The sequence below is a fragment of the Amycolatopsis sp. FBCC-B4732 genome (assembly GCF_023008405.1).
In the GTDB taxonomy this organism is placed as follows: Bacteria; Actinomycetota; Actinomycetes; order Mycobacteriales; family Pseudonocardiaceae; genus Amycolatopsis; species Amycolatopsis pretoriensis_A.
This window is the reverse complement of record NZ_CP095376.1, coordinates 2107161-2133445: the sequence shown is the minus strand read 5'-3', so window position 1 is coordinate 2133445 and position 26285 is coordinate 2107161. Positions and strand designations below refer to the sequence as shown.

The window sequence follows — 26285 nt, the reverse complement described above, 5'->3', positions numbered from 1 at the left end:
GGATCGGCGTTGCCCAAGGGCGCGTACACATCGCCCGCGGTGGCGACGACGAGCAGCACCAGGGCGAGCCCGGCCACCACCGCCGTCACGACCGCGGCGCGGAACCGGGACGTCGTCACCCCTCAGCCGTCGGACCGGCCCCGGCCGCGGTTCCCGGCTGTGGGCCACAACACAGTCCACTGAGGACGGTCCGGGTCAGGCCATGGTCAGCAACATCAGCGCCATGCCCAGCGCCATCGCCCCGTTCGCCCCGCTGCCGAGGCTGCGCAGCGGCGGCCGGGACACGCGCGCCTCGTCGATCGCCCGGGCCAGGAACACCAGCCCGGCCACGACGAAGACGACCACGAGCACCAGTGCGACGGTCGTGACGTCCGCGGGGGTGCTCGCGGCGGCGCCGGCCGCGGGCATCACCATCCCCGGGTGTCCCGCCATCTCCATCGTGCCGCCGGGCCCCGCCATGCCGCTCATCGCCCGCGGCATCACGAACACCATCCATGCCATGGCCGCCATCATCACGACGTGGTAGAGCGCCGCCCGGCGGCCGCCGTGCTCCCCGTGCGACGCGCCGGTCACCGCCACGCCCACGAACCAGGCCGCGGCCAGGGCGAAGAACACCGTCTGCGGCCAGCGGGCGAAGCTCATCGTCGCGGGCCACGCCATCGCGACCATCGCCGCGCACATCACGACGTGCAGCACGTCACCGGTGCGCTCCCCCGCGGTTCTGTCCTGCAGGCAACGGTAGGCGCAGAACGCTCCGGTCAGCGCGAACACCGCGGTGACGATCCAGCGCAGACCTTCCGCGGTGATCATGCGGCCACCTTCCGCCGCCGCGCCTCGAGCACGCCGTCCACGATGAGGAAACCCAGCAGCGACAAGCCGAACAGCGGCAGGTAGTACCCGACGACGGCGACCACGGCCAACGCCGGCGCCAGCGCCCGTCCCGGGATCTTCCGCCACGTGGCCCGGGCCGGTGGCCGCCCCGCGCGGGCGTCACCGCGGGTCGGGCGCCGCAGCCACCACATCCGGTAGCCCCAGCCGATCACGCAGATCAGCGCGACCGCCAGCAGCGTCAGCACGATCTGGTTCCAGATCCCGAAGAGGAAGCCCATGTGGGCGTCGATCCCCCACGTGCTCAGCTTCGCCGCGAGGTTGTAGTCCGCGAACCGCAGGGTGTCGGTGATCCGCCCGGTCGCCGGGTCGACGGCCATCGAATCGGCCTGCACCGGCCAGCTCCGGCCCAGCTGCGCGACGACGTAACCCTTGCCGGGCCCGGCCGGCGGGCGGACCTCGACCGGGCCGGTCAGCCCGGCTCGCAGCGTCGCTTCGCGGGCGCCGTCGAAACCGATGTCCCGGCCGCTCGTCTCGGGTACCGCCGCGGACACCGACGGAGTGGTCCAGTCCAGTTGCGTGCGCAGTTCGGTGATGCTGTTCCCGGCGTACTCCGACCACGTCAGCCCGGTGGCCGAGAGGAACAGCAGCCCGATGGCCAGGATCAAGCCGGTCCGGCCGTGCCAGGTCAGCAGCTTGGCGCGGGGGCTGGCGGCCGCGGCGCGCTTGCGGCGGACCCGCCCGAACCAGAGCGCGAGCCCGGCGAGCACGACCACCCACAGCCAGCTGGCCGCGAGTTCGCTGTACAGGCGCCCGAAATCGCCCAGGTGCAGGCTGCGGTGCAGGACGTCGATCCAGCCGCGCAAGGGCATCGCCTGCCCCGAACCGTAGGTCTCCAGCTGTCCCCGGACGTCGCCGGTGTGCGGGTCGACGAACACCGTCCAGTGGAAGCTGGGTTCCAGGCCGGGGCGGGTGAAGATCACCTGCGTCGTGTCGGTCGGGGCCGGGCCGGGGCGGACGCCGGTGAGGGTGCCGTCCGGAACGAGCGCCTTGGCCGCCGCGGTTTGCTGGTCCAGCGGAACCGTCGTGGCCGCCGCCGGGACGTGCAGTTCGTGGTCGTAGACCGCCTGTTCCGCCTGGGGCGCCCAGACGTAGGCGAGCCCGGTGACGGCGGCGACGAGGAGGAACGGCCCGATGAAGACACCGGCGTAGAAGTGCAGGCGCAGCAGCAGCGGACGGACTCCGGCCCAGCCGAGCCGGGGTTCGGGCGGCTCGGCCGGGAGTTCCTGATCCGGCGCGAGCTCGTTCGCGTTCTGGTCGATGGACATCGGGCTCCTTCCGTCCGCCCTCCTGCACAAGGTCGGCTCGCGGAGGCAGCTGGTTCCCGGCAACCGGGTGACCCGGCTCACCGGAGAAGTCGGGTGCCGGCCCGCTCAGCCCACCGGGACGAGCACCGCGTCCAGGACGCCCGACTTCACGTCGGCGACGAGCACCGCCAGCTGTTCGCGGCTCATCTCGATCCGCTGCCCGAAGTCGTCGGTGATCACCACCGCGCGCTCCGCGGGCGCACCCTCGGCCAGGTACAACTCCGGGCACCCGCAGTCGCACTGACCGCAGAAGGTGGCGATGTGCCGCAGGCCGGAACCCCGTTCGGACATGGTGATCAGCTCCTCGTCGGTCGATCCCCTCACCCGGTAGTCGGCCGGCGGGCCGCTTCGGTTCCCGCAGGCCTCAGGCCGCGTGCCGACCAGTGGGCCGTTGCAGGAAGCGACGCCGCTGCGGCCGATCGCCGGACCGAGGTGCGGATGCGTCCGGAGCTTCGGTGTCCGCGGGCCTCAGGCCGCGTGCCGGCCGGCGGGCCGCTGCAGGAAGCCACGCCGCTGCAAGCGGTCACCAGACCGAGGCGCCGACACATCCGAAACGCCGGACCCCGCGAACCTCAAGCCGCATGCCGACCGGTAGGCCGCTGCAGGAAGCGACCTCGCTGCAAGCGGTCACCAGACCGAGGCGCCGACACATCCGAAACGCCGGACCCCGCAGACCTCAAGCCGCATGCCGACCGGCGGGCCGCTGCAGGAAGCAACGCCGCTGCAGCCAGTCACCGGACCGGGGCGCCGACACATCCGAAACGCCGGACCCCGCAGACCTCAAGCCGCATGCCGACCGGTAGGCCGCTGCAGGAAGCGACCTCGCTGCAAGCGGTCACCAGACCGAGGCGCCGACACATCCGAAACGCCGGACCCCGCAGACCTCAAGCCGCATGCCGACCGGCGGGCCGCTGCAGGAAGCAACGCCGCTGCAGCCAGTCACCGGACCGGGGCGCCGACACATCCGAAACGCCGGACCCCGCAGACCTCAAGCCGCATGCCGACCGGTAGGCCGCTGCGGGAAGCGACGCCGCTGCGGCCGGTCACCGGACCGGGGCGCGGACGCATCCGGAGCGTCGGTGTCCGCGCTGTCCGGCGCCGGAAGCCGGTCGGCCGCAGGGGGTGCGGTCTGCCGCCGGTGCTGCCGGCGCACCGCGAACAGCAGGGCGACCCCGGCGACGACGAGCCCGTGCGACGCGACGCGGTCGAACGCGACCTGCCCGGTCGTCAGGTCGACGCCGGAGACGAGGCCGAGCACCACCACGAACCCGCTCAGCGCGGGCAGCAGCCCGGCGGCGGTCGCCGGGCGCAGCGCGGCCCACAGCAACCCGATGCCGATCGCGACGTTCCAGGCCGCGCTCTCGTTGCCGAGGTGCACCGCAACGGCGAGGCCGCCGTGGGCCGCGTGCCCGACGTCCGCGCCCAGCAGCTCGGCCAGCCCGAGCCCGCTCTGCGCCAGCGCGACCAGGCCGAGCGCCACCCGCAGGCCCCACCGCTGGGGCCGCGGCGCGGGCACCTCGGCCAGGATCCGGTCCGTGAGGTCGGGCACCCGCGGTGCCTCCCGGACCAGGGTCAGGCGGCGCAGCGCGACCGCGCGCTCCTGCCAGTCCCGGCACGCCGGGCACCCGGCCAGGTGCCGGTCGATCACTTCGCCCGGCACGACCGGCTGCTCACCGTCGACCCGGGCCGAAATCGATTCGCGCAGTTCGGAGCAGTCCACACCCCAATAGTCGCCCACCGGGCGGTCCCGGTTCCCGCGGGTGTCGGCTACCGTGTCCGTTCGTGACCTCCCGCAGGGACCGCGACGACGAGCGGATCACCGCGCTCGCGCTGGCCGCCGTCCGCGGCGACCAGGGCGCCTTCGAAGCGTGGGTCCGCGCCACGCAGGCCGACGTGTGGCGGTTCGTGGCGCACCTCACCGACACGACCGCCGCCGACGACCTCACCCAGGAGACCTACGTCCGGGCGGTCACCGCCCTGGCCCGGTTCGCCGGACGTTCCTCCGCCCGCACCTGGCTGCTGTCCATCGCCCGGCACGTCGTGGTCGACCACTTCCGCGCCCGCTCGGTCCGCCCGCGATCCTTCGGCCAGGACTGGGAAGCGGCGGCCGAAGCCGAGTCCGCCCGCCGCACCGGCCGCGGCTTCGAGGACGTCGTCGAGCTGGGCCTGCTGCTCGACGAGCTCGACCCGCACCGCCGGGAGGCCCTCGTCCTCACCCAGGTCCTCGGGTACTCCTACGCCGAAGCCGCCGAGATCTGCGACTGTCCGATCGGGACAGTCCGCTCCCGCGTCGCCCGCGCCCGCGAAGACCTCCTCGCCGCGCGGGACGAGCGGGACAACGTCGTCTGAGCCGATCCGGCGGGACGGCGGCCGTGTCCGGGGTCAGCCGGCGCGCCGGCCGAGCAGCTCGATGAGCGCGTCCGCGGCGGGCGCGGAGGAAGCCGGGTTCTGGCCGGTGATCAGCAGGCCGTCACGCACCACGTAGGACTCCCAGTCGGCGGTCTTGGAGTAGACCCCGCCGAGCTTCTTCAGCTCGTCCTCGACGAGGAACGGGACGATGTCGGTGAGCTGGACCGCGGCTTCCTCGGTGTCGGCGAAGCCGGTGACCTTCTTGCCCCGCACCAAGGGCGTGCCGTCTTCCGCGGTGGTGTGGCGCAGCACGCCGGGAGCGTGGCAGACGAGCGTGACCGGCTTGCCCGAACGCAAGGTGGTCTCGATCAGCCGGGCGGAGTTCTCGTCCTCGGCCAGGTCCCACAGCGGTCCGTGCCCGCCGGGGTAGAAGACCGCGTCGAAGTCGTCGGCGACGACGGAGTCGAGACGCACCGTGTTCGCGAGCGCCGTGGTGGCCTCCGCGTCGGCTTCGAAGCGGCGGGTGTCGTCGGTCTGGGCGTCCGGCTCGTTGCTGACCGGGTCCAGCGGCGGCTGCCCGCCCCGGGGCGAGGCGAGCACGATGTCCCACCCGGCGTTCTTGAAGCGGTAGTAGGGCGCGGCCAGCTCTTCGAGCCAGAAGCCCGTCTTGCGCCCGGTGTCGCCGAGCTGGTCGTGCGAGGTGAGAACGACGAGAACCTTCACGGTTTCCTCCTGCTATTAGACCGGTCGTCTCCGGCTGGACACGCATCCGGCGTCGGAAAAGGGGGCATTACAGGCCGAGCAACCGCCGGGTGGCCACCATGGTGGTGTCCAGCGGCCCGCGGTCACGGTGGATCTTGGCCAGCACGCTGGCCCCGAGCCACATGTCGTACAGGACCTCCGCGAGCGAGCGGGCGTCCCCGGCGATCGTCAGGGACCCGTCGCCCGAACCCTGGCCGATCACCTGCTCGAGGCGATCGACGATGGCGGTGGTGCCTTCCTTGAGGGCGAGGCGCATGGCCTCCGACAGGTCCGCCACCTCGGCACCCAGCTTCACCGCGAGGCACCGGCCGTGGCACTCGTCGAGGCTCTGCGTCTCGTGCCACTGCTGCCAGTAGGCCATCAGACGCTCGGCGGCGGGCGAGCCGCGCCGCTCCAGGATGCGGTCCATGTCGGCGAGGTACTCCTGGAAGTACGCCTTCATCATCGCCTCGCCGAACGCGTCCTTCGAGGCGAAGTAGTGGTAGAAGGACCCCTTCGGCACCTTCGCCTCGGCGAGCACCTCGTTGATGCCGACCGCGGCGTACCCCTTGTGCCCCATGATCCGCTGGGCGGCATCGAGGATGCTCCGGCGAGTGTCGGTGCTCCCTGCTGCGGTCGGCACGGCACTAACCCTAGCAGCAGATTAGACCGGTCGTCTAGAACGACCGCCCTCCCCGGCGGGAGGACGTCCCGCTCGCCGGACACCCGGAGCACTACTCCCCTGAGTACGGTGGTCCGGTGAGCGGCCCGCGGCAGGAACTCCGGCGAGTCCAGGACGGCGACGGCCCCGGCGCCGCGCAAGCCCGGCTCGCCCTGACCGCCACGACGCCGCGAGACCAGCTGCGCGCCGCCATTCTCGCGCTGGCCATCGGGCGCGGAGCCGACCGCAGCACGTGCCCTTCCGACGCGGCGCGGGCGGTCGCCGACGAGTGGCAGCCGCTGGTGCCGGAGGCCCGCGAACTCGCACGGGAGCTGGCCAGGGCCGGTGCGGTGCGCATCACCCAGGGGAACCGCGTGCTCGACCCGGACGAAGACTGGCACGGGCCGATCCGGATCCGGGCCACCCCCTAGCCAGGCGTGGAGACGGGCCCGGTCACCGAGGGGGGAGGTGATGACCGGGCCCGCGGGAGCAACTTACCCAAGTCGGCCGCAAAAGAATCCGTGATCCGGAAAACGGACCACGACGAGCGCCGGTCCTGGTCACCCGTCCTCAGGTTTGCGCCAGGCCCCTGGTGGGGTAGGAATGCGAAATGGCCGACATCACCAGCCTCATCCTCGACGACCACGACTGGTTCCGGCGCCAGTTCGCCCGGCTCGACGACCTCACCGACCCGGCCGACCTGGCCGAGGTCTGGCAGCCGCTGGCCGACCTGCTCGACGTGCACGCGCGGGCCGAGGAAGAGATCTTCTACCCCCACCTCCTGCGCCACGGCGAAGACGCCGAGGAGGAGACGCTCGACGCCATCGGCGACCACAACGACATCCGCGACGGCGTCCACGAGGCCGCCCTGCACCCGGTCGGCAGCACCGCCTGGCACGCGGCGGTGCACAAGGCCCGGTTCGCCAACAGCGAGCACATGGCCGAGGAGGAGGACGAAGGCCTCTCCGACTTCCGGCGCCACGCCGACCCGGGGCTGCGCGAGGAGCTCGGCCGGCGGTTCGTCGAGTTCAAGCGGCAGCACGAGGGTGCTCGCGACCTCGACGTCAGCGACCTCGACCCGCGGGAGTACGTCGAACAGGAGCTCGGAGACCGTCCGGCCGACGCCTCGCTCGGCATCGGCAGCCTCAAGGAACAGGACTGACATGAACCACCTGATGCGCGACCTGGCCCCGATCACCGACGCGGGCTGGAAGGAGGTCGACGCCGAGGCCAAGGAGCGGCTGCAGACCCACCTGGCGGCCCGCCGCCTCGTCGACGTGGCCGGGCCGCACGGCTGGCGGCACTCCGCCACGGACCTGGGGCGGACCGCCACCGTCGCCGCCGGGTCGCTGGCCGGGCTGGGCGAAGGCGCGGTGGTCCGGCAACGGCGGGTGCTGCCGCTCACCGAGGTGCGGGTGCCGTTCACGGTGTCGCGCGAAGAGCTGGACGACGCCGAGCGCGGCGCCGACGACCTCGAGTTCGACGACCTCGACCGCGCGGCGAAGCAGATCGCGATGATCGAGAACCACGCCGTCTTCCACGGCTGGGCCGCGGCCGGCATCACCGGGATCACCGAAACCTCCCCGTACGACACCCCGTCGCTCGGCGACGACCCGGACGCCTACCCCGGGGTCGTCGCCCGCGCGGTGGACACCCTGCGCCAGGCCGGCATCAAGGGACCGTACGGTCTCGCGATCGCCCCCGACGGCTACACGCGGATCGTGGAGAGCACCGAGCACGGCGGCTACCTGCTGTTCGATCACCTCCGCCGCGTCCTGGGCGGCGGCAAGGTCGTGCGTGCCCCCGGCCTGGAAGGCGCGCTGATCGTGAGCCTCGACAGCGGCGGCTTCTCCCTCGAGCTCGGCCAGGACCTCGCCGTGGGCTACAGCCACCACGACGCCGAAACGGTGGCGCTCTACCTGGAGGAGAGCTTCAGCTTCCGGGTCGTCGAACCCGACGCCGCCATCACCCTGGCCCCCTGACCGGCCACGAACGGCGCCTCGACAGCGAAGGAGTCTTCCCATGGCCGCCGAGCCGTTCGAGGCCGGCATCACCGAGGCCGAGATCGCGGATCTGCGTGACCGGTTGCGCCGGACCCGGTGGCCCGAACCCGAGCCGGTGGACGACTGGTCGCAGGGTGTGCCGCTGGGGTACGCGCGGGAGCTGTGCCGCAGCTGGGCCGAGGATTACGACTTCGGGTTCGCCGCGCGGCTGAACGCCTTCCCCCAGTACCGCTCCGCGATCGACGGGCTGGGCATCCACTTCGTCCACGTCCGCTCGCCGGAGCCGGACGCGTTCCCGCTGGTGCTCACGCACGGGTGGCCGGGTTCGGTGCTCGAGTTCCTGGCCGTGTTCGGCCCGCTGACCGACCCGCGCGCGCACGGCGGGGACCCGGCGGACGCATTCCACGTGGTCGCGCCGTCGTTGCCCGGGTACGGCTGGAGCGACAAGCCGTCGACGGCCGGGTGGGGCTTCACGCGCACCGCGCGCGCCTGGGACGCGTTGATGGTCTCCCTGGGCTACGAGCGGTACGGCGCGCAGGGCGGTGACTGGGGTTCGGCGGTGTCCGGCGCACTGGGCGAAGTCGCGCCCGAGCGCGTCGCCGGCGTGCACGTGAACCTGGGATCGGTGGCGGCGGGCGTGTTCGACGACCCGACCCCCGCCGAGCTCGCGAACCTCGAAGCCGAGCAGGAATTCCAGCGCACCGGCCGGGGTTATTCGGCGATCCAGGCGACCCGGCCGCAGACGCTCGGCTACGGCCTGACCGACTCCCCGGCGGGCCAGGCGGCCTGGATCGCGGAGAAGTTCCGGGCGTGGACGGACAACGACGGCCACGCCGAGGACGCGGTGTCGCGGCAGCAGATCCTCGACGAGATCTCGGTCTACTGGTTCACCGCGTCGGCCACGTCGTCGGCGCGCTTGTACTGGGAGAGCTTCGCGCGCTTCCGGGACGAAGTCACCGCACCGTCGGGGCTGTCGGTCTACCCACGCGACATCACGCGCCCCTCGCGCCGGGAGGCCGAGCGGCGGTTCACCGACCTGCGCTGGTTCGAGGAATTGCCGCGAGGGGGTCACTTCGCCGCGCTGGAGCAGCCGGACTCGCTGGTCGAGCAGGTGCGCGGGTTCTTCCGGCTGGTCCGCTGACTCGCAGCGCCGGTCACGCGGTCACCGCGCGTTCGACGTGCCGGGCCAGGAACTCGTACACCCCGCGAACCACTTCCGGCTCGCCGTCCAGCAGGTCGTAGCCGTGGTCCACGCCGCGGATGTCGTAGTGCTCCACCAAGGCTCCCGCCTTCTCGAGCTTGCCCGCGTACGTCACCGCCTCCGCGCGCAGCCGGTCGTGCTCGCACGTGATCACCAGCGCCGGGGCGATGCCGGACAGGTCGTCGGCGTTGGTGCCCCAGGCCGGGGACGCCAACGGGTCCGTCCGGCGGGCGACGTCGGGGATGTACGCCGTGTTGAAGACCTCCCCCATCCACGGCCGGATCACCACCCGGTCGTCGCGGGCGGGCTTGTCGGCCGCCGGGGTGACCAGGTCCAGGGGCGGGTAGTGCAGCACCTGCAACGCGATCTCCGGGCCGCCGTCACGCAGCGCGAGCCGGGACGCCGCGGCCGCGAGTGAGCCGCCCGCGCTCTGACCGCCGACGCACAGCCGCGCGCCCGCCCATTCGCGATCGGGCGACGCCGCCCACCTGAGCGCGTCGTAGACCTGCTCGCACGGAGCCGGGAAACGCTTGTGCGGAGCCAATGCGTAGTCGACGTTGACCACGAGCACCTCCGCGTGCTCGGCCAGGTAGCGGCAGAGCGGGTCGTCGGCGATCGCGCCGCCCACCACGAAACCGCCGCCGTGCGCGTTGAGGTAGACGCCCTTCGCCTTGCCCGGCGGGCGGTAGCGGGTCGCGGGCATCGGGCCGTGCCGCGTCGGGATCGCGAGTTCGCCGGTGCGGCCCGGGATTTCGGGGAACAGCGGACGGGGCTTCTGCACGCGCGCGGCACCCGCCGCCATCAGGCGGGCCACGGTGTCGGCGACGAACGGCTTGGACAGGATCGACACAGGCGACCTCACTTCGTGCGGATCTGGTGGAAGCACGGCGTCGTTGAGCCAGGAATAAGGGCCTTCCGGGGCTTCGATGCGCGGGCTCGTGACGATCCCCTGCCGGGTGAAGGCACCGGTGTTGGTCACGGTCAGCACGACACCGTCGTCCGTGCGGATCAGGTACTGCGCCGTCACGACCGCGACGCCGTCGCCGCGCACGACGCTCCAGTCCGCGCCCACGCCGAGCACCTCGCCGGTGACGCGCGGGCCGGTGAAGGTGCCGCCGGTGATCGGGATGACGCGCCGGTGGCCGGCCGGGGTGGCGCCGGCGTCGATCGGCTCGGCGATCAGCACCTCCAGCTTCGCCACCAGCTCCATCGCAAGCTCGGGATGGGTCATCGGCGCTCCTCGAGGGCCGGGTGGATCCGCATCAGCCGGTCGGTGAACTCCTCGGGGTCGAGCGGGTCCGCGCCCTCGACCACCCAGGTGTTGACCAGCGCGGCAGCCCCGCCGGTGATGAACGCGGCCAGGTCGTCGACCGCTTGCTCACCGGTGCGCACCCGGCTCGCGTAGCGCCGGTTGATCGGGACGAACAGGCTGGTCAGCGCCTTGTTCAGGGCGAACGCGGACGAGCTGGTCAGCATGGCGCGGTAGAACCGGCGGTGGGCGGCGAAGTGCGTCGCCAGCGCCAGCGTCGACGCGCGGCCACCGCCGGGACGGCGGGTCAGCGGCTCGAGGAGCTCCCGCCGCACCAGATCCAGCGCGGCTTCCAGCAGCAGCGTGTCGCGATCACCGAACTGCAGGTAGAGCACCTGCCGGCTGACGTCGGCCGCGGCCGCGATGTCCGAGACCGGGACGTTCGCCGACTCCCGAGCGCCGACCAGGTCGATCGCGGCCCGCATCAAGGCCGCCCGCGACCGGCGAACCCGGCGGTCCTTGGCCGGCTCGGCGGTCGTCCACTCGACGGTCACACCCCTGATGATGGACAGCTGTCAATAAAATGGCAAGTGCTCACGACTGCTCGGCACTGCCCGCTCACAGGGCATCTGGCCGACCCCGGCGGTCGTACCCCGCGGTCTCTGGTGGCAGTTCTGCGCCGCGACAGCCAAGACGTCCGCTGTTGCTCCGACGAGCTTTCACGCTTCGCGAAGAACGCGCTCTCGTGCCGCTGAGTGCGGAGCTGCTCGGCGGGCAGGACGGCCGCGGGCAGGTCGGCGGGCCGTCGTTCCCCTTCTCGCGCCGTCATCGGGGTGATCGCCGGGCGAGTGGGTAGTCTTCGGCCGGGCGGGAAGTGCGACTCCCCCTCTCCACACTGAGGAACTCCACGTCACCGGGGATGTGTTCCACCAGAGCGCCCGCTTTCGGTACGTGCGGGACAGCCCGCTCGTGCCGCATATCGGTCACTCGGGAACGCATGGTTCTCCCATCGCCGGCGCGATAACTTCCAGATCACCTCTCGCTGGGTGGGCCGCACCGGGAACGCCTGGACGATCCTGCATCACCCCCGGGAGGTTCGCGCTGCTACCGAGGCGGTCCTGGGCTCCGGCCGCCCGGATCACCCGCGCGGTCGGGTCTGGTGCACCCGGGTCGCGCACCCGATCGGTGAGCAGGAAGCCCGGCAGCTCCACCCCGTGCTCTTCGGTGAGCCGAAAGGTACCGCCGAGCATCCCGGGGTCCCAGCCGAGGGCCAGCGCGTGCTCGATGAGGCGCCGGACGTCGGCAGACGCCGGGTAGGAGCCGTCAGTCGCGGCCGGGGTCCAGCCGGCCCCGGTGGCTTTCGAAAGCAAGTCGGCCTCCAGGGCGAGGCCGGTCTTCCCGGCACCCCAGGCGCGCACCCGGACACAGCGGTGCTGGTCGACTCCGTCGCCGGCAACCTGACCGATCGTGGCCCGCCAGGTGTAGGTCCGCTCCCCGATGCGGAGCGTCCGCAGCCTCGTTCGCACCGGACCACCTTAGGGCCGGATGATCTCGCGAAACCACCTGCACCTCTCCGCGGTGGACGAGCCGGCGGTGACCACTCGCTCAGCGCCCGTCCACGACTCCCACATGTGGTGCACATCGACCTCTCAGCCGGTGTCCGACCGTGCAGCCCGCGTCGAAAGCTGCTGATGGGAGCTGGGCCGGCACCGCCGGGCGGCGGGAGCCAGCGTCGATCGGGCCATCGCCGAGCGAGACCGGTCAGCTCTGAGGACGCACGGCTTGCCCGAGCGCGCCCAGGCTGACCTCGACGATCGTGCGGAGCTGCCGCCGACTCGCGCCGGCCCGGCTCATCACGGCCACCGACTGGTTGACCGCCGCGAGGTGGACAGCGAAGTCGGCGGCGTCGGCACGGGGCAGCTTCGCGGCGGTCAGAGCGGTCCGCAGCCGCGCCTGCTGGGTGTCGAGTGCCTGGATCGCGCGCGCGGCGATGGCGGGGCTCAGGGCCGGGATCGCCATCGTGGTCTGGGCGATCAGGCAGCCGTCTGGCACGTCGGGGTCCGCGATGCGCTGAAGGGTGACGTCGAAGAAGGCGCGTACCGCGCGCAGCGGATCGTGGGACGCGCCCGAGAGGGCTTGGTCGTACCGGTCGCCGTACCGCGTGGCGTAGCGGTCCAGGCAGCGCAGGTACAGCGAATCCTTGTCGCCCAGCGAAGAGTAGATGGAGCTGCGGTTCAGTCCGGTCGCCCGGCACAGGTCGTCCACGGAGGTGTCGGCGTAGCCGGCCCGCCAGAACTGGACCATCGCCGCGTCGAGGACGACCTCCACGTCGAACTGCTTTCGTCCGGCCATCCGGCAGCTACCTCGTTCTCGCGTCAGGACAGGTGATCTCCCCCATCTTATCTTGAACCGAACAGTTCAAGATGAGCTAGCCTCGGGACATGCCCGACACCGCGATCTCCGAGCTGCCCCTGCCCGACCTCGACGGCTTCACCCACCGCTGGCCCGAGGTGGACGGCGTCCGGCTGCACGCCGTGGAAGGCGGCCGAGCGACCGGCCCCGTGGTCGTTCTGCTCGCCGGATTCCCGCAAACCTGGTGGGCGTGGCGCAAGGTGATGCCGGACCTGGCTCGGCGATTTCGCGTCATCGCGCTCGACCTGCCCGGACAGGGCCACTCGGACCGGCCGCACGGCAGCTACGACACGCACACCGTCGCCGCGCGGATCCAGGCCGCCGTGAGCGAGCTCGGCGTGGACGAGTACTGGCTCGTCGCCCACGACATCGGGGCCTGGGTGGCGTTCTCGCTCGCCCTGAACCACGAACAGCGGCTGCACGGTGTCGCGCTACTGGACGCCGGCATCCCCGGAATCACCCTTCCGGAGTCAGTGCCGACCGACCCCGGCCGCGCTTGGAAGACCTGGCACTTCGCGTTCCACGCGGTGCCCGACGTTCCCGAGCTGCTCCTCACGGGCCGCGAGCGCGCCTACGTGGACTGGTTCTTGAAGGCCAAGGCACTGTCCGCGGACACGTTCGACAGCACCGAAATCGACCACTACGCAGCCGCCATCGCCGCCGAGGACGGCTTGCGAGCGTTTCTCGCCTACTACCGCGATGCCGCGGAATCGGGACGCAGGAACCACGAGGCGCTCAGCCGGGGCCCGTTGACCGTTCCGGTCCTGGGCATCTCCAGTTCGCACGGCTCGATCCCGGACATGGCTGCTTCCTTGAGTCACTGGGCGGCCGACACACGCGGTGCCGTCATTTCCGGTGCCGGGCACTTCATCCCCGACGAGCAACCCGGCGCGGTCGTCGATGCGGTGACCGCGTTCATCGGTTGACCCGCAGCCCCCAGGGCTCGCCTGGGGATCAGGCCGAAGGTGGTGCCGAACCGCTCGACGGCGAAGGGTGCGGCCTCGATCCGGGTGAAAGTGACCTGGCCGAGTTCCCGCATTCTGGCGTTGTACCGACTCTGGCGGCGGTCCCGATCCAGCTGGGCTCGCGGCCCGAACTCGTCGATCCCGGCTTCCGGCAACTGTCCGGACCGATCGGACAGGAACAGGGCGACGAACTCGTTACCCTGTCCTTTCGCAGCCGGTATGAACGGCATGGTCATGAAGAACTGCCGACCGTCAGCCGTGCGGCCGACATGCTCGGCGAGGTAGGAGTCGTGGTCGATCGCGATCGGGAAATCGATGGCAGTGATCGCTTCGACCTGACAACGTCGCACCCATGCGGAACAAGGACAGCGGGGGTCACTCCGGCAGCGTCACCCTCCGGCCGGCTGACACCAGCACCCGCTCGGTGGTCGAACGGCTGGGCCAGCTGGAACGGCACGAACTGTCGCAGTTCACGGGAGACCTGCCCGGACCGGACGGGCAGTTCGGCTTCCCGCGGCTGTCGCGGTTCTTCACCGACGCCGACCACCACGCCTACCTGATCCTCTCCGGCGAACAGCTCGCGGGCTTCTGCCTGGTCCGCCCCTTCGACGGCGGAAGCAGCTTCATCCACGCCTTCTTCGTCGTTCGCGCCCTGCGGCAGCAAGGTGTCGGACTGGCGGCTGCCACCGATCTGCTGCGGTCACGCCGCGGGCGCTGGGCAATCGCGTTCGTGGAGGAGAACGAACCGGCGGCCCGCTTCTGGAGGCAAGTGGCGACCGAGGTCGTCGGTGACAGCTGGACTTCGGAACTCCGTCAAGCGCCCAGCACCGGTCGCACTTTCCAGTTCCTCCACCTCGATGTCGACCAGCACGAGCGCGTCCGGGGAGGTACTGATGACCCGCATGGCGTGGATTGAGGCGGCCAAGCGCGTCGGCGAGGGCGCCCGGGAAGAACTGCGCTGTCCAGAAAATGATGACGACTTCCTGGAAGTGGAATGGTTTCCGAATCCCGGTGGCGTCGGTGGCGAGTATCGGCTGCACTGTCCGTCGTGTGGTGCCGAGAACTGGGTTCTGAAGCGGTTGACGGCTCAGTGACGGTCTCGCGCGGGGCGTGGTGCCCCCCTCGTCGTGACTCGGAGCAGCGCGTTCACCAGGAGCGATAGCACATCGGTGCCGTCGCGAAGCGGTCAGGACAAGTGTGCTGACAGCAGCCAAGCAGGTGTCGACTTGCGGCCGTTGCCCTCGTTTCGGACGTCGCTGCCGGCGAAGTCCGCGAAGTCCGGGAAGTTCTCGGGAACGTTGGCGTGGATGCGGGCCGGCCGGATCTCGTCGATCGTCCAGTACGCACCCACCACCTCCCGCAGTTCCTCCGCGGAGACCGAGTTGACCCTGCCGGTGGGCACGGTCGCGCTGTCGAACACCAGCACGAAATACGATGCGCCGGGCGCTGCGGCGCGCACGATCGATTCCTGGTATCCCTGGCGCAGCTCGACCGGCATCGAGTGGAACAAGGTGCTGTCGAGAACGGTGCCGAACCGGCCGTCGTAGCCGGTGAACGCGCTGATGTCGGCGACCGCGAAGCCCGCGTTGTCCAAGCCGCGCTGAGCGGCTTCCGCACGCGCGAGCTCGATCGCGGTCGGCGACTGGTCCAGACCGACCGTCGTGAAACCCCGCTCGGCCAGGTAGAACGACGTTGCGCCCTCGCCGCAGCCGGCGTCGAGGACCTCACCGTGGAACGCGCCCGTGTCGATGAGCGCGGCGATCTCGGGTTGCGGTTCGCCGATGCTCCACGGCGGCCGGAGGCCCTGGCCCAGCTCAGGAGCCTGACCACGGTAGGCGGATTCGAACAACGCGTCGCTGGATGAGCTCGTCATGCACCCAGAGTGTCAACCTGGTTGATATATGTCAACATAGTTGACATGGAAAGCTCCCGGGACGAACCACTCGGCTACCTGCTGCATCGGGTCACCGCAGCCTTGCGCGCGGAGGTGGCCGCCACCGTGCTCGAGCCGGCGGGGCTGGCGACGCCCGAGTACCTCTGCCTGCGGATGCTGTCGCAGTCGCCGAAGTCCAACGCCGAGTTGGCCCGCGAGGCGCAGGTGTCGCCGCAGGCGATGAACAAAGTGGTTCTCGCGCTGCAGGATCGCGGCCTGGTGGCGCGACCTGCCACGGTGCCGGCCGGGAGATCGTTGCCTGCCACGGTGACGCGCCACGGGGTGAGCGTGCTCGCGCGCCTCGACCCCGAGGTGGCAGAGGCCGAGAACCGCGTCCTGGCCGGGCTCGACGACCGCGGCCGGCGCGAGCTCCGGCGGCTCCTCGTCGCGGCCGGCGCGGTGGTGTCCCGGCGGTGATTCCGTCGGGACACCGCCACCACGGTCACGCGCGCGCCGCCGACCACACCTTCCGGCTCGAGCACGATGATCGCCGTCCCGGCCGGAAAACCTAGTTGGTCGCGCAGGGTTTCACCTTGTAGGCGGCCCGGTTCAGCGGGTCGTCGAGTCGTTGGCACTCCGTCGTGTAAACGGGTCCCCGCGATCCCGACGCGGGGAACCTCAGCACCGGCACCGGGTGGCCGATCGGCCAGAGGTCGTTGGGCGGCTGCTGCTCGGTCCAGTAGAACGTGCCGGTCGCGCCTCGGATCGGGGTGTCGCGGTAGCTGGTGAGCTTGTCGCGGACGTCGGCCGCGGTCGGCAGCGCCGGTTTCTGGACGTGCGCGGAGTTTCGGACGTACACGGAGTGGATCGCGGTGATCGCGGCGGCGACCGCGTCGAACTGCATGATCGCGTAGCCGTCGGCCAGGTCCGCGCTCGGGAACGCCGCGCTGCCCGTGGTGAACCGGGTGCGGAAGGCCGGGTACTGCTCCGGGGTCGCCACGCCCTGCGCCCAGCCGTCGGGGTCGGTCGACGACGCGGCGAGCACCGTGACCCGGGCATCGAGCAGGTCGCGGGTGGTCAGCGGCGCCCCGTCCGCGCCCGGCTGGTCGGTGGGCACGACGACCAGACCCGTGACGCCCACGGCCAGGACCAGTTGCCGGGACGCACCGTCGCCCTGGCGGAACTTGAGACTGCGGACCAGCCCCGGGAGATCCGCGTCGCGGCCGGCGTAGAACACGACGTCGGGGTCGCCGATGCCGATCGCGTTGACGGCGTCCTCGAAGAGCCCGGTGGACCCCGTGCTGGAACCCGTGCTGCCGTTGAACCACGACAGGTGGTCGTTGAGCTTCAGCGGGCCGAACACGTCGACGAAGTCGTCGCCGAGGGTTTCGACGTAGTCGTCCGGATTGCGGTCCCGCACCAGGTACCCCTTGCCGACCGGGCCGAGGGCCTTCTGCAGCGCCGTGACGTAGGCGTGGTTGGACGGCGAAACCTTGAACAGACCGGGTTTGTCTTCGCCACCGACCTCGCGGGTGGTCATGTCGTCCGCGGTGAGGACGCTGCCGATGCTGGGCAGGTGCCATGCGGAGTTCAGCCGCTTCGCCGCGTCGCGGGTCTGCGGCACACTGACACCCATCCCGGTGACCGCGACCAGGGGGTGCTCCCCCGTGGTCAGGGAGCCGAGCCCTTCGACGACCTCGGGCCACTGGTTCTGGTCGCGGCCGATGTTGGCCAGCACCAGCTGGATCTGCGGTTTGGCCTCGCCGTAGGGGGTGGTCTCGCTGTTGGTGTAGGTCTGGGCGGTGTAGGCGCCTTCGAGGGCGTGCACGATCGGGCCCGCGCTGAGCTTGCTGTCCGGCTGGGCCGTCATCGGCATCATCACGGCGACCCGGACGTAGGGCACGCTCTGCTGGGCGACACGCTGGTTCTCGGCGACGATCTTGTGTATCACGCCGGCCGCGGCGGGATCGGTCGAGCCGAAAGCGTAGTCCAAGCTGGTGAGCCAGCCGGTGCACTGGCCGTCGCCGTCCTGCCGGGTCAGGTCGTACCCCTCGCCCGTGCGCCCCGGGGTTCCGTCGCACTGCGACGACCGGTCCTTGACGTAGGTGACGATCCACGTGGCCCCGCCGCCGAGCAGGAGCAGGACAGCGGCGGCCAGCACCAGCACGCGGCGGCGCGCGCGGGTCCGCGTCGCCGGCCGGACGGGGTAGTCGTAGACGGCGTCGCTCACGAAACTCCTTCGAATCGGTTGCCCGGCGCGGCCGCGGATCGGGTGAGGGCCGGTCGCCACCGCCGAGCCTGCGCCTGGTGGTCGGCGATCAGGTCGGTCAGTTCGTCGCAGGTGTCGTCGAGGTGGTTCGCGAGTTCCGCCAAGCCGCCGGCGATGCGCGTGTGCAGGGTCCGGCGGTTCGCGCACGACAACGGATCGGCCGCGGTCCACAGCCTGTTCACCAGCGAGGGCAGGAATCCCGGCCAGGGGCCGGTGGCCACGGTCCGCGCACCGCGGGCCGGCGCGGAGGTGACGGCCAGCAGCAGCGTCAGCCACTCGGGCAGCGGCATCGTGCCGAGGCGCCGCGCGAGCTCGTCCAGCACCGCCGTGGTTTCGCCGAGTGCCAACGTGTGGTGCAGCAGTCGCGCCGGTGCGGCGGAGTCGGCCGGACCGGCCCCACCGAGGAACTCGTGGGTCCGGCGCCAGCTCCAGAGGTGATCTTCGGTGCGGTCGGCGAGGTTGCGCAGCAGCAGTGCCCGCACCACGGTCGTCGGGTGGGTGCCCGTGTCGTCCCACATCGCGAGGGGCAGGTCAGCGCCGGCGGTGCCCGGGAGCCGCGTGGCGAGCCGCTGGCCGTCGTGGCGGTCACGGGCGGCCGAGCAGGTGATCAGCGCCTCGACGACCGTCTCGTCGAGGCCGGCCGTGAGGTGGTGGGTCAAGGCGTCGCGCACCGTGGACGCGCCGTGGGCCGCGTCGAGCAGGTGCTCGGGATCTCCCGGGGCGGTCGCGGCGACGGCGTCGAGGAGGAACACGGCCGCACCGGGGTGCCCGCCGGTGACGAGGTGCACGCAGCTGCCGAGGTTGGGGTGCCGCCGCGCTTCGGGGACGGTCGAGACGAGCTTGCGGACGTCGTCGGCCGTGAGGAACGGCAGCCGGCGCCGCGCCCACGGCGGATCGGTTCCCTCCGGGGTGTTCAGGTCGGTGAGTGCGCCGAGATCGAGCACCGCGGCGCGCTGCGCCGGCGGAAGGGCGCCCAGGAGCGCGCCACGGCTGGTCCCGGCGAGCACCCACGGCGCCGGCAGGCTCACCCCGGCGGCGGCGTCCAGCGTTCGCAACTCCGCCACCGTGCCGAGGAACCGGGTGCCCAGCGCGCAGTCGACGTTGTCGAGCAGCACCAGGCAGCCGGCCGCCCACTCGTCGGCGTGCCGCGCGGTCCGGAAGTTGTCGCGGAGGTCGGCCAGCAGAGCGTCGCACAGCAGTTCACCGGCTTGGCTCGCGGCATCGGCCAGCTCGGGGGTGCGCAGGGCGGTGTTCAGGTCGATCAGCTGGCCGACCGCGTCGCCGACCTCGTGGCGATCCCGGTGGGCGTACCAGCTTCGGGCGCGTCCGAGAGCGTTGCGGGTCAGCAGCCGCCCGGCAGCACCGTCGACGACGGCGTCGACCGCGACCTGCACCAGCCCTCCCGGCGCCTCCACCGGGCTCGGAACCTGTTTCAGCGCCTGCTGGGCGACGCCGGTGAGCACCTTCTTGAGGGTGGAGAGGCCGAGCCGCTCGGTCAGCATGGTCTCGACCTGCCGGCGGGCGCCCGCGGGATCGTCGTCCAGGTCGAGCTGGGCGGCCTTCAGGCCGATGACCAGGCGGTCGAAGCGCAACGAGCCGTAGAGCGCGCACCGCCGGGACAGCTGCGCGGCGATCGCGGCGAGCAGTTCGGGGAGCGCGTCTTCACCCAGCCGGTCTTCGACGGCGGCGACGTCGAGGAACGAGTACGGGATCTTGCCGGCCCACCCTCGCGCGAAAGTGCGCAGCAGCTGGGTCTTCCCGGTGCGCGCGTCACCTTCGAAGAGCACGGCCGGGGCGTAGCGCGGGTCGCCGTCCTCGGGCCGGATCAGCAGTTGCCGCAGGATTTTCGGCTCGACCGTACGGTTGTAGAGCTGGCCGGACACGACACCTCCCGAGCGCACCGCCGCTCGGCGCGTCACGGAGGCAGTCGTGCCCCATCGCAGAACGTTACGTCGAGGCGACCGCTCAACCCCACCCATCTGATGAATGGCTGATCCACCTGCCCCGTTGAGCGGGAAACAGTCGACATCCGCCGCGAGAGATCCTATGTTTCCCCCATGCTGACCAAGTGGGGTGCCGCGGCGACCGTTCTCCTGGGGGCGGGCGCGCTGCTCGCCACGGCCGGCTCGGTGGCCGGCGCGGACGCGGCCGCCGCGAGCCGCGATGTCTACGTCTCGCCCGGCGGCTCCGACCACGCTCCGGGCACCGCCCACCGGCCCGTGCGCACCCTCGGCGAGGCGCGGGACCTCGTGCGGCAGCGGGCGCCGCACCTCACCCGGGACCTCACGGTGCACCTCGCGCCCGGTGTGTTCCGGCTGGACCAGCCGCTGCGGCTGGACGTCCGGGACTCCGGCGGCAACGGGCACCGCGTCATCTGGCAGGGCAGCGGCGACACCGAGCTGAACGGCGGCGTGCGCGTCGGCGGCTGGCGGCCGGTGCCGGGCCGGCCGGGGCTGTTCGCCGCGCCCGCGCCCGCCGGGCTGGACAGCACGCGGCAGCTCTACGTCGACGGCGTCCGCGAGCAGCGCGCCCGCGGCCCGCTGCCGGTGACCGTCCAGGCCACCGCCACCGGGTACACCGCGAGCGCCGACACCCTGGCGCACTGGCGCAACCCGAAGGACATCGAGTTCGTCTACACGGCCGGGGAGGCGCTCTGGAACGTCCCGCGCGACGGGCTGGGCCAGTGGACCGAGCCGCGCTGCCCGCTCGCCACGGCCGACGGCACGACGATCACCATGGCCCAGCCGTGCTGGGACAACTCGACGAAACGCGTGCTGTTTCCCGACATCCCCGGCCGCAGCGTCAACATGGTCGGCCCGGCGGACCTCACCAACGGCCGCCACCCGACCTACGCCGAGAACGCCTTCGAGCTGCTGGACACCCCCGGCGAGTGGTACCTCGACCGGTCCGCGCACGTCGTCTACTACCTGCCGAAGCCGGGGCAGGACCTGCGCCGCGCCGACGTCGAGGTGCCGGTGCTGGAGAAGCTCGTCGACGCGCGGGGGATCCACGACGTCGCCTTCCGCGGGCTGCGGTTCTCGTACGCGACGTGGCTGACGCCGTCGTCACCGGAAGGGTTCTCCGAGATCCAGGCCGGCTACACGATCACCGGCGCGAACGGCTGGGCCACCGAAGGCCTCTGCCAGTTCGTGCCCGGCGGCACCTGCCCGTACGCGTCGTGGACCCGCGAACCCGCGAACGTTTCGGTTTCTCAAGGCCGTCACGTCGAGTTCAGTGACAGCGTCTTCGCCCACCTCGGCGGCGCCGGGCTCGACCTGATCGACGGCACGAAGGAGTCCGAGGTCCGCGGCGACGTCTTCACCGACATCTCCGGCAACGGTGTGCAGGTCGGCGGCGTCGACAAGCCGGTGACCGACACCGACGCCGACGTGGTCCGGGACGTCCGGGTCACCGACAACCACCTCTACGGGCTGCCGCGCGAATTCCACGGCGGGGTGCCGATCGTCGACGGCTACACCGTGCGGAACACCATCGCCCACAACCAGATCGACCACGTCGGCTACTCGGCGGTCTCCCTCGGCTGGGGCGGCTGGCCCGACAAGATCCAGCGCCCGGCGACGCCGAACCTGTCGCACGGCAACACCGTCTCGGACAACCTGATCTTCGACTACATGCTCATGCTCGACGACGGCGGCGGCATCTACACCCAGGGCATCACCGGCAGTTCCCTGGCCGACGGCGAGCAGGTCACCGGCAACGTCATCCACGACCAGTGGGGGCTCGGCAAGGGCGTCTACACCGACAACGGGAACACCTACGAGACGATCCGCGGCAACGTCCTCTACCGGACGGCGTACGCGAACGTCGGCTCGACGCACGTCGACTACCGGGACGACCTCCGCAACAACGACCCGACGCTGATCGAGGGCAACTACTGGGAACAGGGCGACCGCGACAAGGACGACAAGGGCGTGGTCCTGCGCGGCAACCAGCTCCTGGCGGACCCGGCCGCGGCCCCGGCGGCGGTCGTCGCGAACGCGGGCCTCGAACCGGCCTACCGCGGCCTCCTGACGCGCCGGGCCGGTGGCTCCGCACCGGCCGAAGCGCCGTCGCGGGTCGGCACTTTCGCGGTCCCGGGCAAGCTGTACGCGACGTGGAACCCGACGTTCGCGTTCAACAACGCGCCGGTCACCGGCTACGTCGTGACCGCGACCGGTGGCGGCGAGACGAAGTCGGCGACGATCTCCGCGGCCGACTTCGCGGAGCGCGCGTACGCGGAAGTCCCGGGCCTGACGGACGGGACGGCGTACACGGTGACGGTCGCGGCGCGCAACGCCTACGGCACGAGCGAGCCGTCGCTGCCCGCGGCTCCGGTGACCCCGGGCGCGAAGGGCGGGGCGCTGCCGGGCGTCCCGACGGGCGCCAAGGCCCTGCCGAGCGCCACCGCGGCCTCGATCCGCTGGAACCCGCCGTCGGCCGCGGGCGACACGCCGGTGCTGGGCTACCTGATCACCGTGTCCGACGGCCGCACCACCTCGGTCACCGGCCGGGACGCACTGGTGACCCAGCCGACGGTCAAGGGCATGACCCGGGTGGTCGACGACCTGAAGCCGGCCACGGCGTACACGTTCACGGTGGCCGCGGTGACGGCGACGGGCACCGGCCCGGCGGCGACCTTCACCGCGACGACCGCGGCCGCCTGAGAGGCGGGGAGCAGAGAGATGCATAAAGGACTTATATAAAGCTGCTATGCTTAAGGCGTGAGTCGCCGAAACGCCGCGCGCCGCGCTTCCGATGCCATCGGGTCAGCCCTCTACGGTCTGGCCACCAGGGCCGTGAGACGCCTCCCCCGCGACCTGAGCCTGACGTCCGCCGCCACCCTGGCCACCCTGGCCAAGACCGGCCCGCGACGGATCACCGAGCTGGCGGCGGCCGAGGGCGTCACCCAGCCGGCGATGACCGTCCTGGTCCGGGTGATGGAGAAATCCGGCCTGGTCGAACGGAAGGGTGATCCGTCCGACAAGCGGGTCACGCTGGTGTGCCTGACCGAGGCCGGCACGTCGTACGTCCGGACGCGGCACCAGGCGGGCGTCGACGCGTACGCGCGGTTGATCGACGAACTCACCGCCGACGAGGTCGAAGCCTTGACCGCGGCCCTTCCGGCGCTGCTTCACCTGGCGGAGCTCGAAAACCACGCCCGGGCGGAGCCGGACCGGTGACCCCGGCCCGCCCGCACGACCGGCCCACGAGCGCTGCCCCGATGCGTTCCGAGGCCCGGCTGCTGGTCCCCGCGCTGCTGTTCGTCGCCCTGGTCGTGGCGGCGGTCGCCAGCCTCGGGACGCCGCTCATCACCAGCGTGGCGACCACCTTCGCCGTCTCCCTCGACAGCGCGCAGTGGACGCTGACCATCGCCCTGCTCAGCGGCGCCGTCGCCACACCCGTCCTCGGCCGGCTCGGAGCCGGCCCGCACCGGCGGGCCACGATCCTCGCCACGCTGGCGATCGTCGTCGTCGGCAGCGCGCTCACCGTGCTGCCGCTGCCGTTCGCCTGGCTGCTCGCGGGCAGAGCGGCCCAAGGCGCCGGACTCGGTCTCACCGCGCTGATGATGGGCGTGGCCCGCGACCACCTCCCCGAGGAGCGCAGCGCGGCCACGATCGCCCTGATCTCCGTAGTTTCCATCATCGGGGCCGGCGTCGGCTACCCGCTGGCGGCGCTGCTCGCCGAGTTCGGCGGGCTGCGGGCCGCGTACGGCCTCGGCCTGCTCGTCACCGCCATCGCCTTCGTGACCGCGTGGCGCTCCGTGCCCGCGGCTCCCGAAGGCCGCTCCGCGCACGTGAACGTGCCCAGTGCGCTCGTCCTGGCGGGTGGCCTGCTCCTCGTCCTGTTCCTGGCCGGCGAGCGGAGTCTGTGGAGCCGGCACCTCGCCGTGGCGGTGACCCTAGCCGTCGCCGCCGTGCTCCTGCTCTGCGTCTGGGCCGTTCTGGAACTACGCGCCCGGACGCCGCTGGTCGACGTCCGGGCGGTCCGGCACCCGGCGGTCGCCGGGGCGAACATCGCCATGTTCGCCGGCGGGAGCGGCATGTACCTGCTGCTCACGCTCATCACCCGCTACGCGCAGACGCCGCGCAGCGCCGGCTACGGCTTCGGGCTGGACACCTTCGTGGCGGGGCTGGTCCTCATCCCGTTCTCCGTGCTGGGGTTCGTCGCCGGCAAGCTCACGCCGCGGGTCCGGGCGCGGATCGACGGCCCCCTGCTCCTGGCCGGCAGCGCCGCCATCGTCGGCGGCGGGTTCGTCCTGTTCGCCACCGCGCGGTCCGGCCTGGCCGAACTGCTCACGGCCATGGGCGTGCTGGGCTTCGGCGTCGGCAGCTTCTCGGCCGCCATGCCCGGCGTCATCCTGGCCGCCACCCCCACGAGCGAGACGTCGAGCGCGATGAGCTTCAACTACGTCGTCCGCAGCGTCGGGTACTCGCTGGGCAGCGCCATCGGCGGCCTGATCCTCGCCGCGGGCACCGGCCCCGGCCACGTCTTCCCCGACGACAGCGCCTACACGACCGCGGCGCTGGTCGGCATCGGCGCCATGGCGATCACTACGCTGACGAGCCTCGCCCTCGCCCGGCGACGCTCGCCCGAGACCACCCCGTAAGTCGGACACAACACTGGAGGTTCCATGCCCAAGGGCTACTGGGTCAGCGTTTACCGGTCCATTTCGGACCGCGAGAAACTGGCCGCCTACAACGAGCTGGCCGGTCCGGCGGTCAAGGCCGCGGGCGGCCGGGTGCTCGCCCGCGACGGCCGGGTCGTCGCCCACGAGGCCGGCGTCGCGGAGCGCACCATCCTGATCGAGTTCGACAGCTTCGAGCAGGCGGTCGCGGCACGGGCGAGCGCGGCCTACCAGGAGGCGCTGGCCGCACTCGCCGACGGCGTCGAGCGCGACTTCCGCATCATCGAAGGCCTCGACTGACGATCGAGCCGGCGCGTCGGCGGATGGGCGGTCGAGGCCGACTCCGACCGGCGGTCCCCACAGGACACGAACTTGCCCGGCCTGGCCGGGTCACAGTCGCAGCCGCCGGCCGAGCAGTCCGAGCAGGACGCCGCCGCACCCGGGCGGCAGTTGCCGCCGATGACGCGCACCGGAACAACTTCCATGCCTGGATTGCCCTCGTTGCTTCCCGAGGTTGAGCGTGGTGTCAGGCCGTCTGCCGGCGGTCAGTCGTCGAGAAGAGCCGGCCGTCCATCCGGTCCTTCAGGTAGGGCGTGCCCGCTGTGTAACCGGAGCCGGGACGGTCACCGATCATCCGGACGGCGATCTTGTGGTGGGTGGACTTCCAGCGCTGGTGCGCGGCTTCGAGCCGGGCCAGTGCCGCGCCGAACGCGCGGTGGGCCGGTTCTTCGTTCCGCGACGGGCAAAGCGCCCGGTACGCGGCCGCGATGGTGTCCTGGCCGGCGAGCACCTCGGCGCGCACCGCCGGCACGCTGCGGAACGCGTCCGACCGCAGCCGCTCGGCGGAGGGCGTGTCGCACAAGGCTTCGAAGCGCTTGTACTGGGCCGACTGGATCGCGCTCGAGCCTTCCGTGCGGTCCCGGAAGGCGTGGAAGGTGTCGCTGGTCATCGTGGCGAGCAGGCTGAAGAGCAGGCTCGCCCGCTCCAGCGCCTCCGCGGCGTGGGAGAGCCGAGTGACGGCGGCGGCCAGATCGGCCGCTCGCAACGCGGTGATGGTCTCCGCGGCCCGGTCGACGAGTTCGTCGAAGACGCTCTCGTAGCTCTGCAGCACCCGGATGAACATGTACTCGTCGTGGACGGGGGAAACCGGCTGGACCGTGGCCGGCAGCAGCTCGAGGAATTCAGGATCGACGGCCGCCCTCACCACGTCGGCGCAGCGCCGCACCGCTTCGCGGTCGAAGACGTCCAGGCCGGCGGGCAGCGCCGCGAACCCGTGGCGGCCGAGGTGCCGCAGTGCGTGGTTCACGCGTTTGCGCACGGTTCCCGCAGCCGGCCGGCACAGCGGCAAGCGGCCGTGGTCGCCGTGGAACGCCGCGAGCTCGAACTGCACCACGTCGATGATCAGCGCCGCCGCCGACGTCCGGCGCGCCGTGCCCTCCGGTGTCATCGCGCGCAGCAGGGGCAGCGCCAAGTAGGTGTCGTAGGAGTACCGGCCGTCTTCCTTGTCCAGCAGGCAATCCAGCTGTTCCCGGGCCAGCGCGCTCACGTGCGGCGCCCGCCTCGCCAGATCGAGTTCGGCCTTCAGCTCCGCCGCGAGGAAGTCCACGCCCACGGTCTGGACGTGGTGGGCGACTTCCAGCGCCGGGTGCGATCGCCGTCCTGCGCGAGCTTCCCGCAGCAGCTCGATCAAGGCTTCCGGGCGCAGGTGCTCCTCCGACATGTGCTCCCCCTGTTTCTCTGCC

At 71.8% G+C, this 26285-nt stretch carries 28 protein-coding genes; 13 read left to right on the top strand and 15 right to left on the bottom strand.

Annotated features, from left to right (window positions below; translation table 11 throughout):
• Nucleotides 1–195 precede the first annotated feature (195 nt).
• The 4 genes from MUY14_RS09170 to MUY14_RS09155 form a co-directional block, all read right to left on the bottom strand.
• Entirely contained in the window at nucleotides 196–810 is a 615-nt protein-coding gene (locus tag MUY14_RS09170) for a DUF5134 domain-containing protein (RefSeq protein WP_247022443.1), read from the bottom strand.
• Nucleotides 807–2156 carry a PepSY domain-containing protein gene (locus MUY14_RS09165; protein ID WP_247022442.1) on the bottom strand — a complete coding sequence of 450 codons (1350 nt, stop codon included), beginning with the start codon at nucleotides 2154–2156 and terminating at the stop codon, nucleotides 807–809. The genes MUY14_RS09170 and MUY14_RS09165 overlap by 4 nt, the downstream gene beginning before the upstream one ends.
• Nucleotides 2157–2261: 105 nt before the next feature.
• Nucleotides 2262–2486: a hypothetical protein gene (locus MUY14_RS09160; protein ID WP_247022441.1), complete on the bottom strand. Its 225-nt coding sequence runs from the start codon at nucleotides 2484–2486 to the stop codon at nucleotides 2262–2264.
• 697 nt (nucleotides 2487–3183) lie between these two features.
• On the bottom strand, nucleotides 3184–3915 hold the full coding sequence (locus MUY14_RS09155) for a zf-HC2 domain-containing protein (protein WP_247022440.1): 732 nt from the start codon (nucleotides 3913–3915) through the stop codon (nucleotides 3184–3186).
• A 62-nt stretch (nucleotides 3916–3977) separates the two neighbouring features.
• Here MUY14_RS09155 and sigC point away from each other — a divergent pair, with 62 nt between their 5' ends.
• Nucleotides 3978–4544 (top strand): RNA polymerase sigma factor SigC, encoded by a 567-nt coding sequence (gene sigC, locus MUY14_RS09150; RefSeq protein ID WP_247022439.1) that lies wholly within the window; start codon nucleotides 3978–3980, stop codon nucleotides 4542–4544.
• A 33-nt stretch (nucleotides 4545–4577) separates the two neighbouring features.
• Here the strand turns inward: sigC and MUY14_RS09145 are convergent, their stop codons facing one another.
• Nucleotides 4578–5267 (bottom strand): type 1 glutamine amidotransferase domain-containing protein, encoded by a 690-nt coding sequence (locus MUY14_RS09145; protein ID WP_247022438.1) that lies wholly within the window; start codon nucleotides 5265–5267, stop codon nucleotides 4578–4580.
• A 67-nt stretch (nucleotides 5268–5334) separates the two neighbouring features.
• Nucleotides 5335–5928, bottom strand: a complete 594-nt coding sequence (locus MUY14_RS09140) for a TetR/AcrR family transcriptional regulator (RefSeq protein WP_247022437.1) — start codon at nucleotides 5926–5928, stop codon at nucleotides 5335–5337.
• Between the two features lie 116 nt (nucleotides 5929–6044).
• Between MUY14_RS09140 and MUY14_RS09135 the strand changes: the two genes are divergently transcribed.
• The 4 genes from MUY14_RS09135 to MUY14_RS09120 all read left to right on the top strand — a co-directional run bounded on the left by MUY14_RS09135 (nucleotide 6045) and on the right by MUY14_RS09120 (nucleotide 9090).
• Nucleotides 6045–6377: a DUF3253 domain-containing protein gene (locus MUY14_RS09135; RefSeq protein WP_247022435.1), complete on the top strand. Its 333-nt coding sequence runs from the start codon at nucleotides 6045–6047 to the stop codon at nucleotides 6375–6377.
• 179 nt (nucleotides 6378–6556) lie between these two features.
• The gene (locus MUY14_RS09130) at nucleotides 6557–7108 is read left to right on the top strand and encodes a hemerythrin domain-containing protein (protein WP_247022434.1); all 552 of its coding nucleotides are present in this window, start codon (nucleotides 6557–6559) and stop codon (nucleotides 7106–7108) included.
• Between the two features lies 1 nt (nucleotide 7109).
• Nucleotides 7110–7928 (top strand): family 1 encapsulin nanocompartment shell protein, encoded by an 819-nt coding sequence (locus MUY14_RS09125; protein ID WP_247022433.1) that lies wholly within the window; start codon nucleotides 7110–7112, stop codon nucleotides 7926–7928.
• 40 nt (nucleotides 7929–7968) lie between these two features.
• Nucleotides 7969–9090, top strand: coding sequence for an epoxide hydrolase family protein (locus MUY14_RS09120; RefSeq protein WP_247022432.1), 1122 nt, complete (start codon nucleotides 7969–7971; stop codon nucleotides 9088–9090).
• A 13-nt stretch (nucleotides 9091–9103) separates the two neighbouring features.
• Here MUY14_RS09120 and MUY14_RS09115 read toward each other — a convergent pair whose 3' ends face one another.
• The 4 genes from MUY14_RS09115 to MUY14_RS09100 all read right to left on the bottom strand — a co-directional run bounded on the left by MUY14_RS09115 (nucleotide 9104) and on the right by MUY14_RS09100 (nucleotide 12751).
• Nucleotides 9104–10381, bottom strand: coding sequence for a DUF3237 family protein (locus MUY14_RS09115; RefSeq protein WP_247022430.1), 1278 nt, complete (start codon nucleotides 10379–10381; stop codon nucleotides 9104–9106).
• The gene (locus tag MUY14_RS09110; protein WP_247022428.1) at nucleotides 10378–10953 is read right to left on the bottom strand and encodes a TetR/AcrR family transcriptional regulator; all 576 of its coding nucleotides are present in this window, start codon (nucleotides 10951–10953) and stop codon (nucleotides 10378–10380) included. Before MUY14_RS09110 ends, MUY14_RS09115 begins: the two co-directional genes overlap by 4 nt.
• 429 nt (nucleotides 10954–11382) lie before the next feature.
• The gene (locus MUY14_RS09105) at nucleotides 11383–11925 is read right to left on the bottom strand and encodes a hypothetical protein (RefSeq protein ID WP_247022426.1); all 543 of its coding nucleotides are present in this window, start codon (nucleotides 11923–11925) and stop codon (nucleotides 11383–11385) included.
• Nucleotides 11926–12160: 235 nt separating this feature from the next.
• The gene (locus tag MUY14_RS09100) at nucleotides 12161–12751 is read right to left on the bottom strand and encodes a TetR/AcrR family transcriptional regulator (protein WP_247022425.1); all 591 of its coding nucleotides are present in this window, start codon (nucleotides 12749–12751) and stop codon (nucleotides 12161–12163) included.
• A gap of 89 nt (nucleotides 12752–12840) precedes the next feature.
• Between MUY14_RS09100 and MUY14_RS09095 the strand changes: the two genes are divergently transcribed.
• A complete protein-coding gene (locus tag MUY14_RS09095) occupies nucleotides 12841–13737 on the top strand; it encodes an alpha/beta fold hydrolase (protein WP_247022424.1) in 897 nt (298 codons plus the stop codon).
• Here the strand turns inward: MUY14_RS09095 and MUY14_RS09090 are convergent.
• Nucleotides 13629–14126, bottom strand: coding sequence for a hypothetical protein (locus MUY14_RS09090; RefSeq protein WP_247022423.1), 498 nt, complete (start codon nucleotides 14124–14126; stop codon nucleotides 13629–13631). The genes MUY14_RS09095 and MUY14_RS09090 overlap by 109 nt on opposite strands.
• A 74-nt stretch (nucleotides 14127–14200) precedes the next feature.
• Here MUY14_RS09090 and MUY14_RS09085 point away from each other — a divergent pair, with 74 nt between their 5' ends.
• Both MUY14_RS09085 and MUY14_RS09080 read left to right on the top strand, forming a co-directional pair.
• Entirely contained in the window at nucleotides 14201–14692 is a 492-nt protein-coding gene (locus tag MUY14_RS09085) for a GNAT family N-acetyltransferase (protein ID WP_247022422.1), read from the top strand.
• Entirely contained in the window at nucleotides 14670–14870 is a 201-nt protein-coding gene (locus MUY14_RS09080; RefSeq protein WP_247022421.1) for a hypothetical protein, read from the top strand. The genes MUY14_RS09085 and MUY14_RS09080 overlap by 23 nt, the downstream gene beginning before the upstream one ends.
• Nucleotides 14871–14962: 92 nt before the next feature.
• On the opposite strand, the gene MUY14_RS09075 is transcribed toward MUY14_RS09080, so the two are convergent.
• The gene (locus MUY14_RS09075) at nucleotides 14963–15649 is read right to left on the bottom strand and encodes a class I SAM-dependent methyltransferase (RefSeq protein ID WP_247022420.1); all 687 of its coding nucleotides are present in this window, start codon (nucleotides 15647–15649) and stop codon (nucleotides 14963–14965) included.
• Nucleotides 15650–15694: 45 nt separating this feature from the next.
• On the opposite strand from MUY14_RS09075, the gene MUY14_RS09070 reads away from it, so the two are divergent.
• On the top strand, nucleotides 15695–16126 hold the full coding sequence (locus tag MUY14_RS09070; protein ID WP_247022419.1) for a MarR family winged helix-turn-helix transcriptional regulator: 432 nt from the start codon (nucleotides 15695–15697) through the stop codon (nucleotides 16124–16126).
• A 91-nt stretch (nucleotides 16127–16217) separates the two neighbouring features.
• On the opposite strand, the gene MUY14_RS09065 is transcribed toward MUY14_RS09070, so the two are convergent.
• Entirely contained in the window at nucleotides 16218–17879 is a 1662-nt protein-coding gene (locus tag MUY14_RS09065; protein WP_247022416.1) for a hypothetical protein, read from the bottom strand.
• Nucleotides 17876–19801: a hypothetical protein gene (locus MUY14_RS09060; RefSeq protein ID WP_247022415.1), complete on the bottom strand. Its 1926-nt coding sequence runs from the start codon at nucleotides 19799–19801 to the stop codon at nucleotides 17876–17878. The genes MUY14_RS09065 and MUY14_RS09060 overlap by 4 nt, the downstream gene beginning before the upstream one ends.
• A 174-nt stretch (nucleotides 19802–19975) precedes the next feature.
• On the opposite strand from MUY14_RS09060, the gene MUY14_RS09055 reads away from it, so the two are divergent.
• From MUY14_RS09055 to MUY14_RS09040, 4 genes are all read left to right on the top strand, one after another.
• Entirely contained in the window at nucleotides 19976–22582 is a 2607-nt protein-coding gene (locus tag MUY14_RS09055; protein WP_247022414.1) for a fibronectin type III domain-containing protein, read from the top strand.
• 132 nt (nucleotides 22583–22714) lie between these two features.
• Nucleotides 22715–23098 (top strand): MarR family winged helix-turn-helix transcriptional regulator, encoded by a 384-nt coding sequence (locus MUY14_RS09050; RefSeq protein WP_247022413.1) that lies wholly within the window; start codon nucleotides 22715–22717, stop codon nucleotides 23096–23098.
• Between the two features lie 41 nt (nucleotides 23099–23139).
• A complete protein-coding gene (locus MUY14_RS09045) occupies nucleotides 23140–24525 on the top strand; it encodes an MFS transporter (protein ID WP_247022412.1) in 1386 nt (461 codons plus the stop codon).
• 24 nt (nucleotides 24526–24549) lie between these two features.
• Nucleotides 24550–24843 (top strand): DUF1330 domain-containing protein, encoded by a 294-nt coding sequence (locus MUY14_RS09040; RefSeq protein ID WP_247022411.1) that lies wholly within the window; start codon nucleotides 24550–24552, stop codon nucleotides 24841–24843.
• Nucleotides 24844–25069: 226 nt separating this feature from the next.
• Here MUY14_RS09040 and MUY14_RS09035 read toward each other — a convergent pair whose 3' ends face one another.
• Nucleotides 25070–26263: a tryptophan 2,3-dioxygenase family protein gene (locus MUY14_RS09035; protein WP_247022410.1), complete on the bottom strand. Its 1194-nt coding sequence runs from the start codon at nucleotides 26261–26263 to the stop codon at nucleotides 25070–25072.
• Nucleotides 26264–26285: the final 22 nt, after the last annotated feature.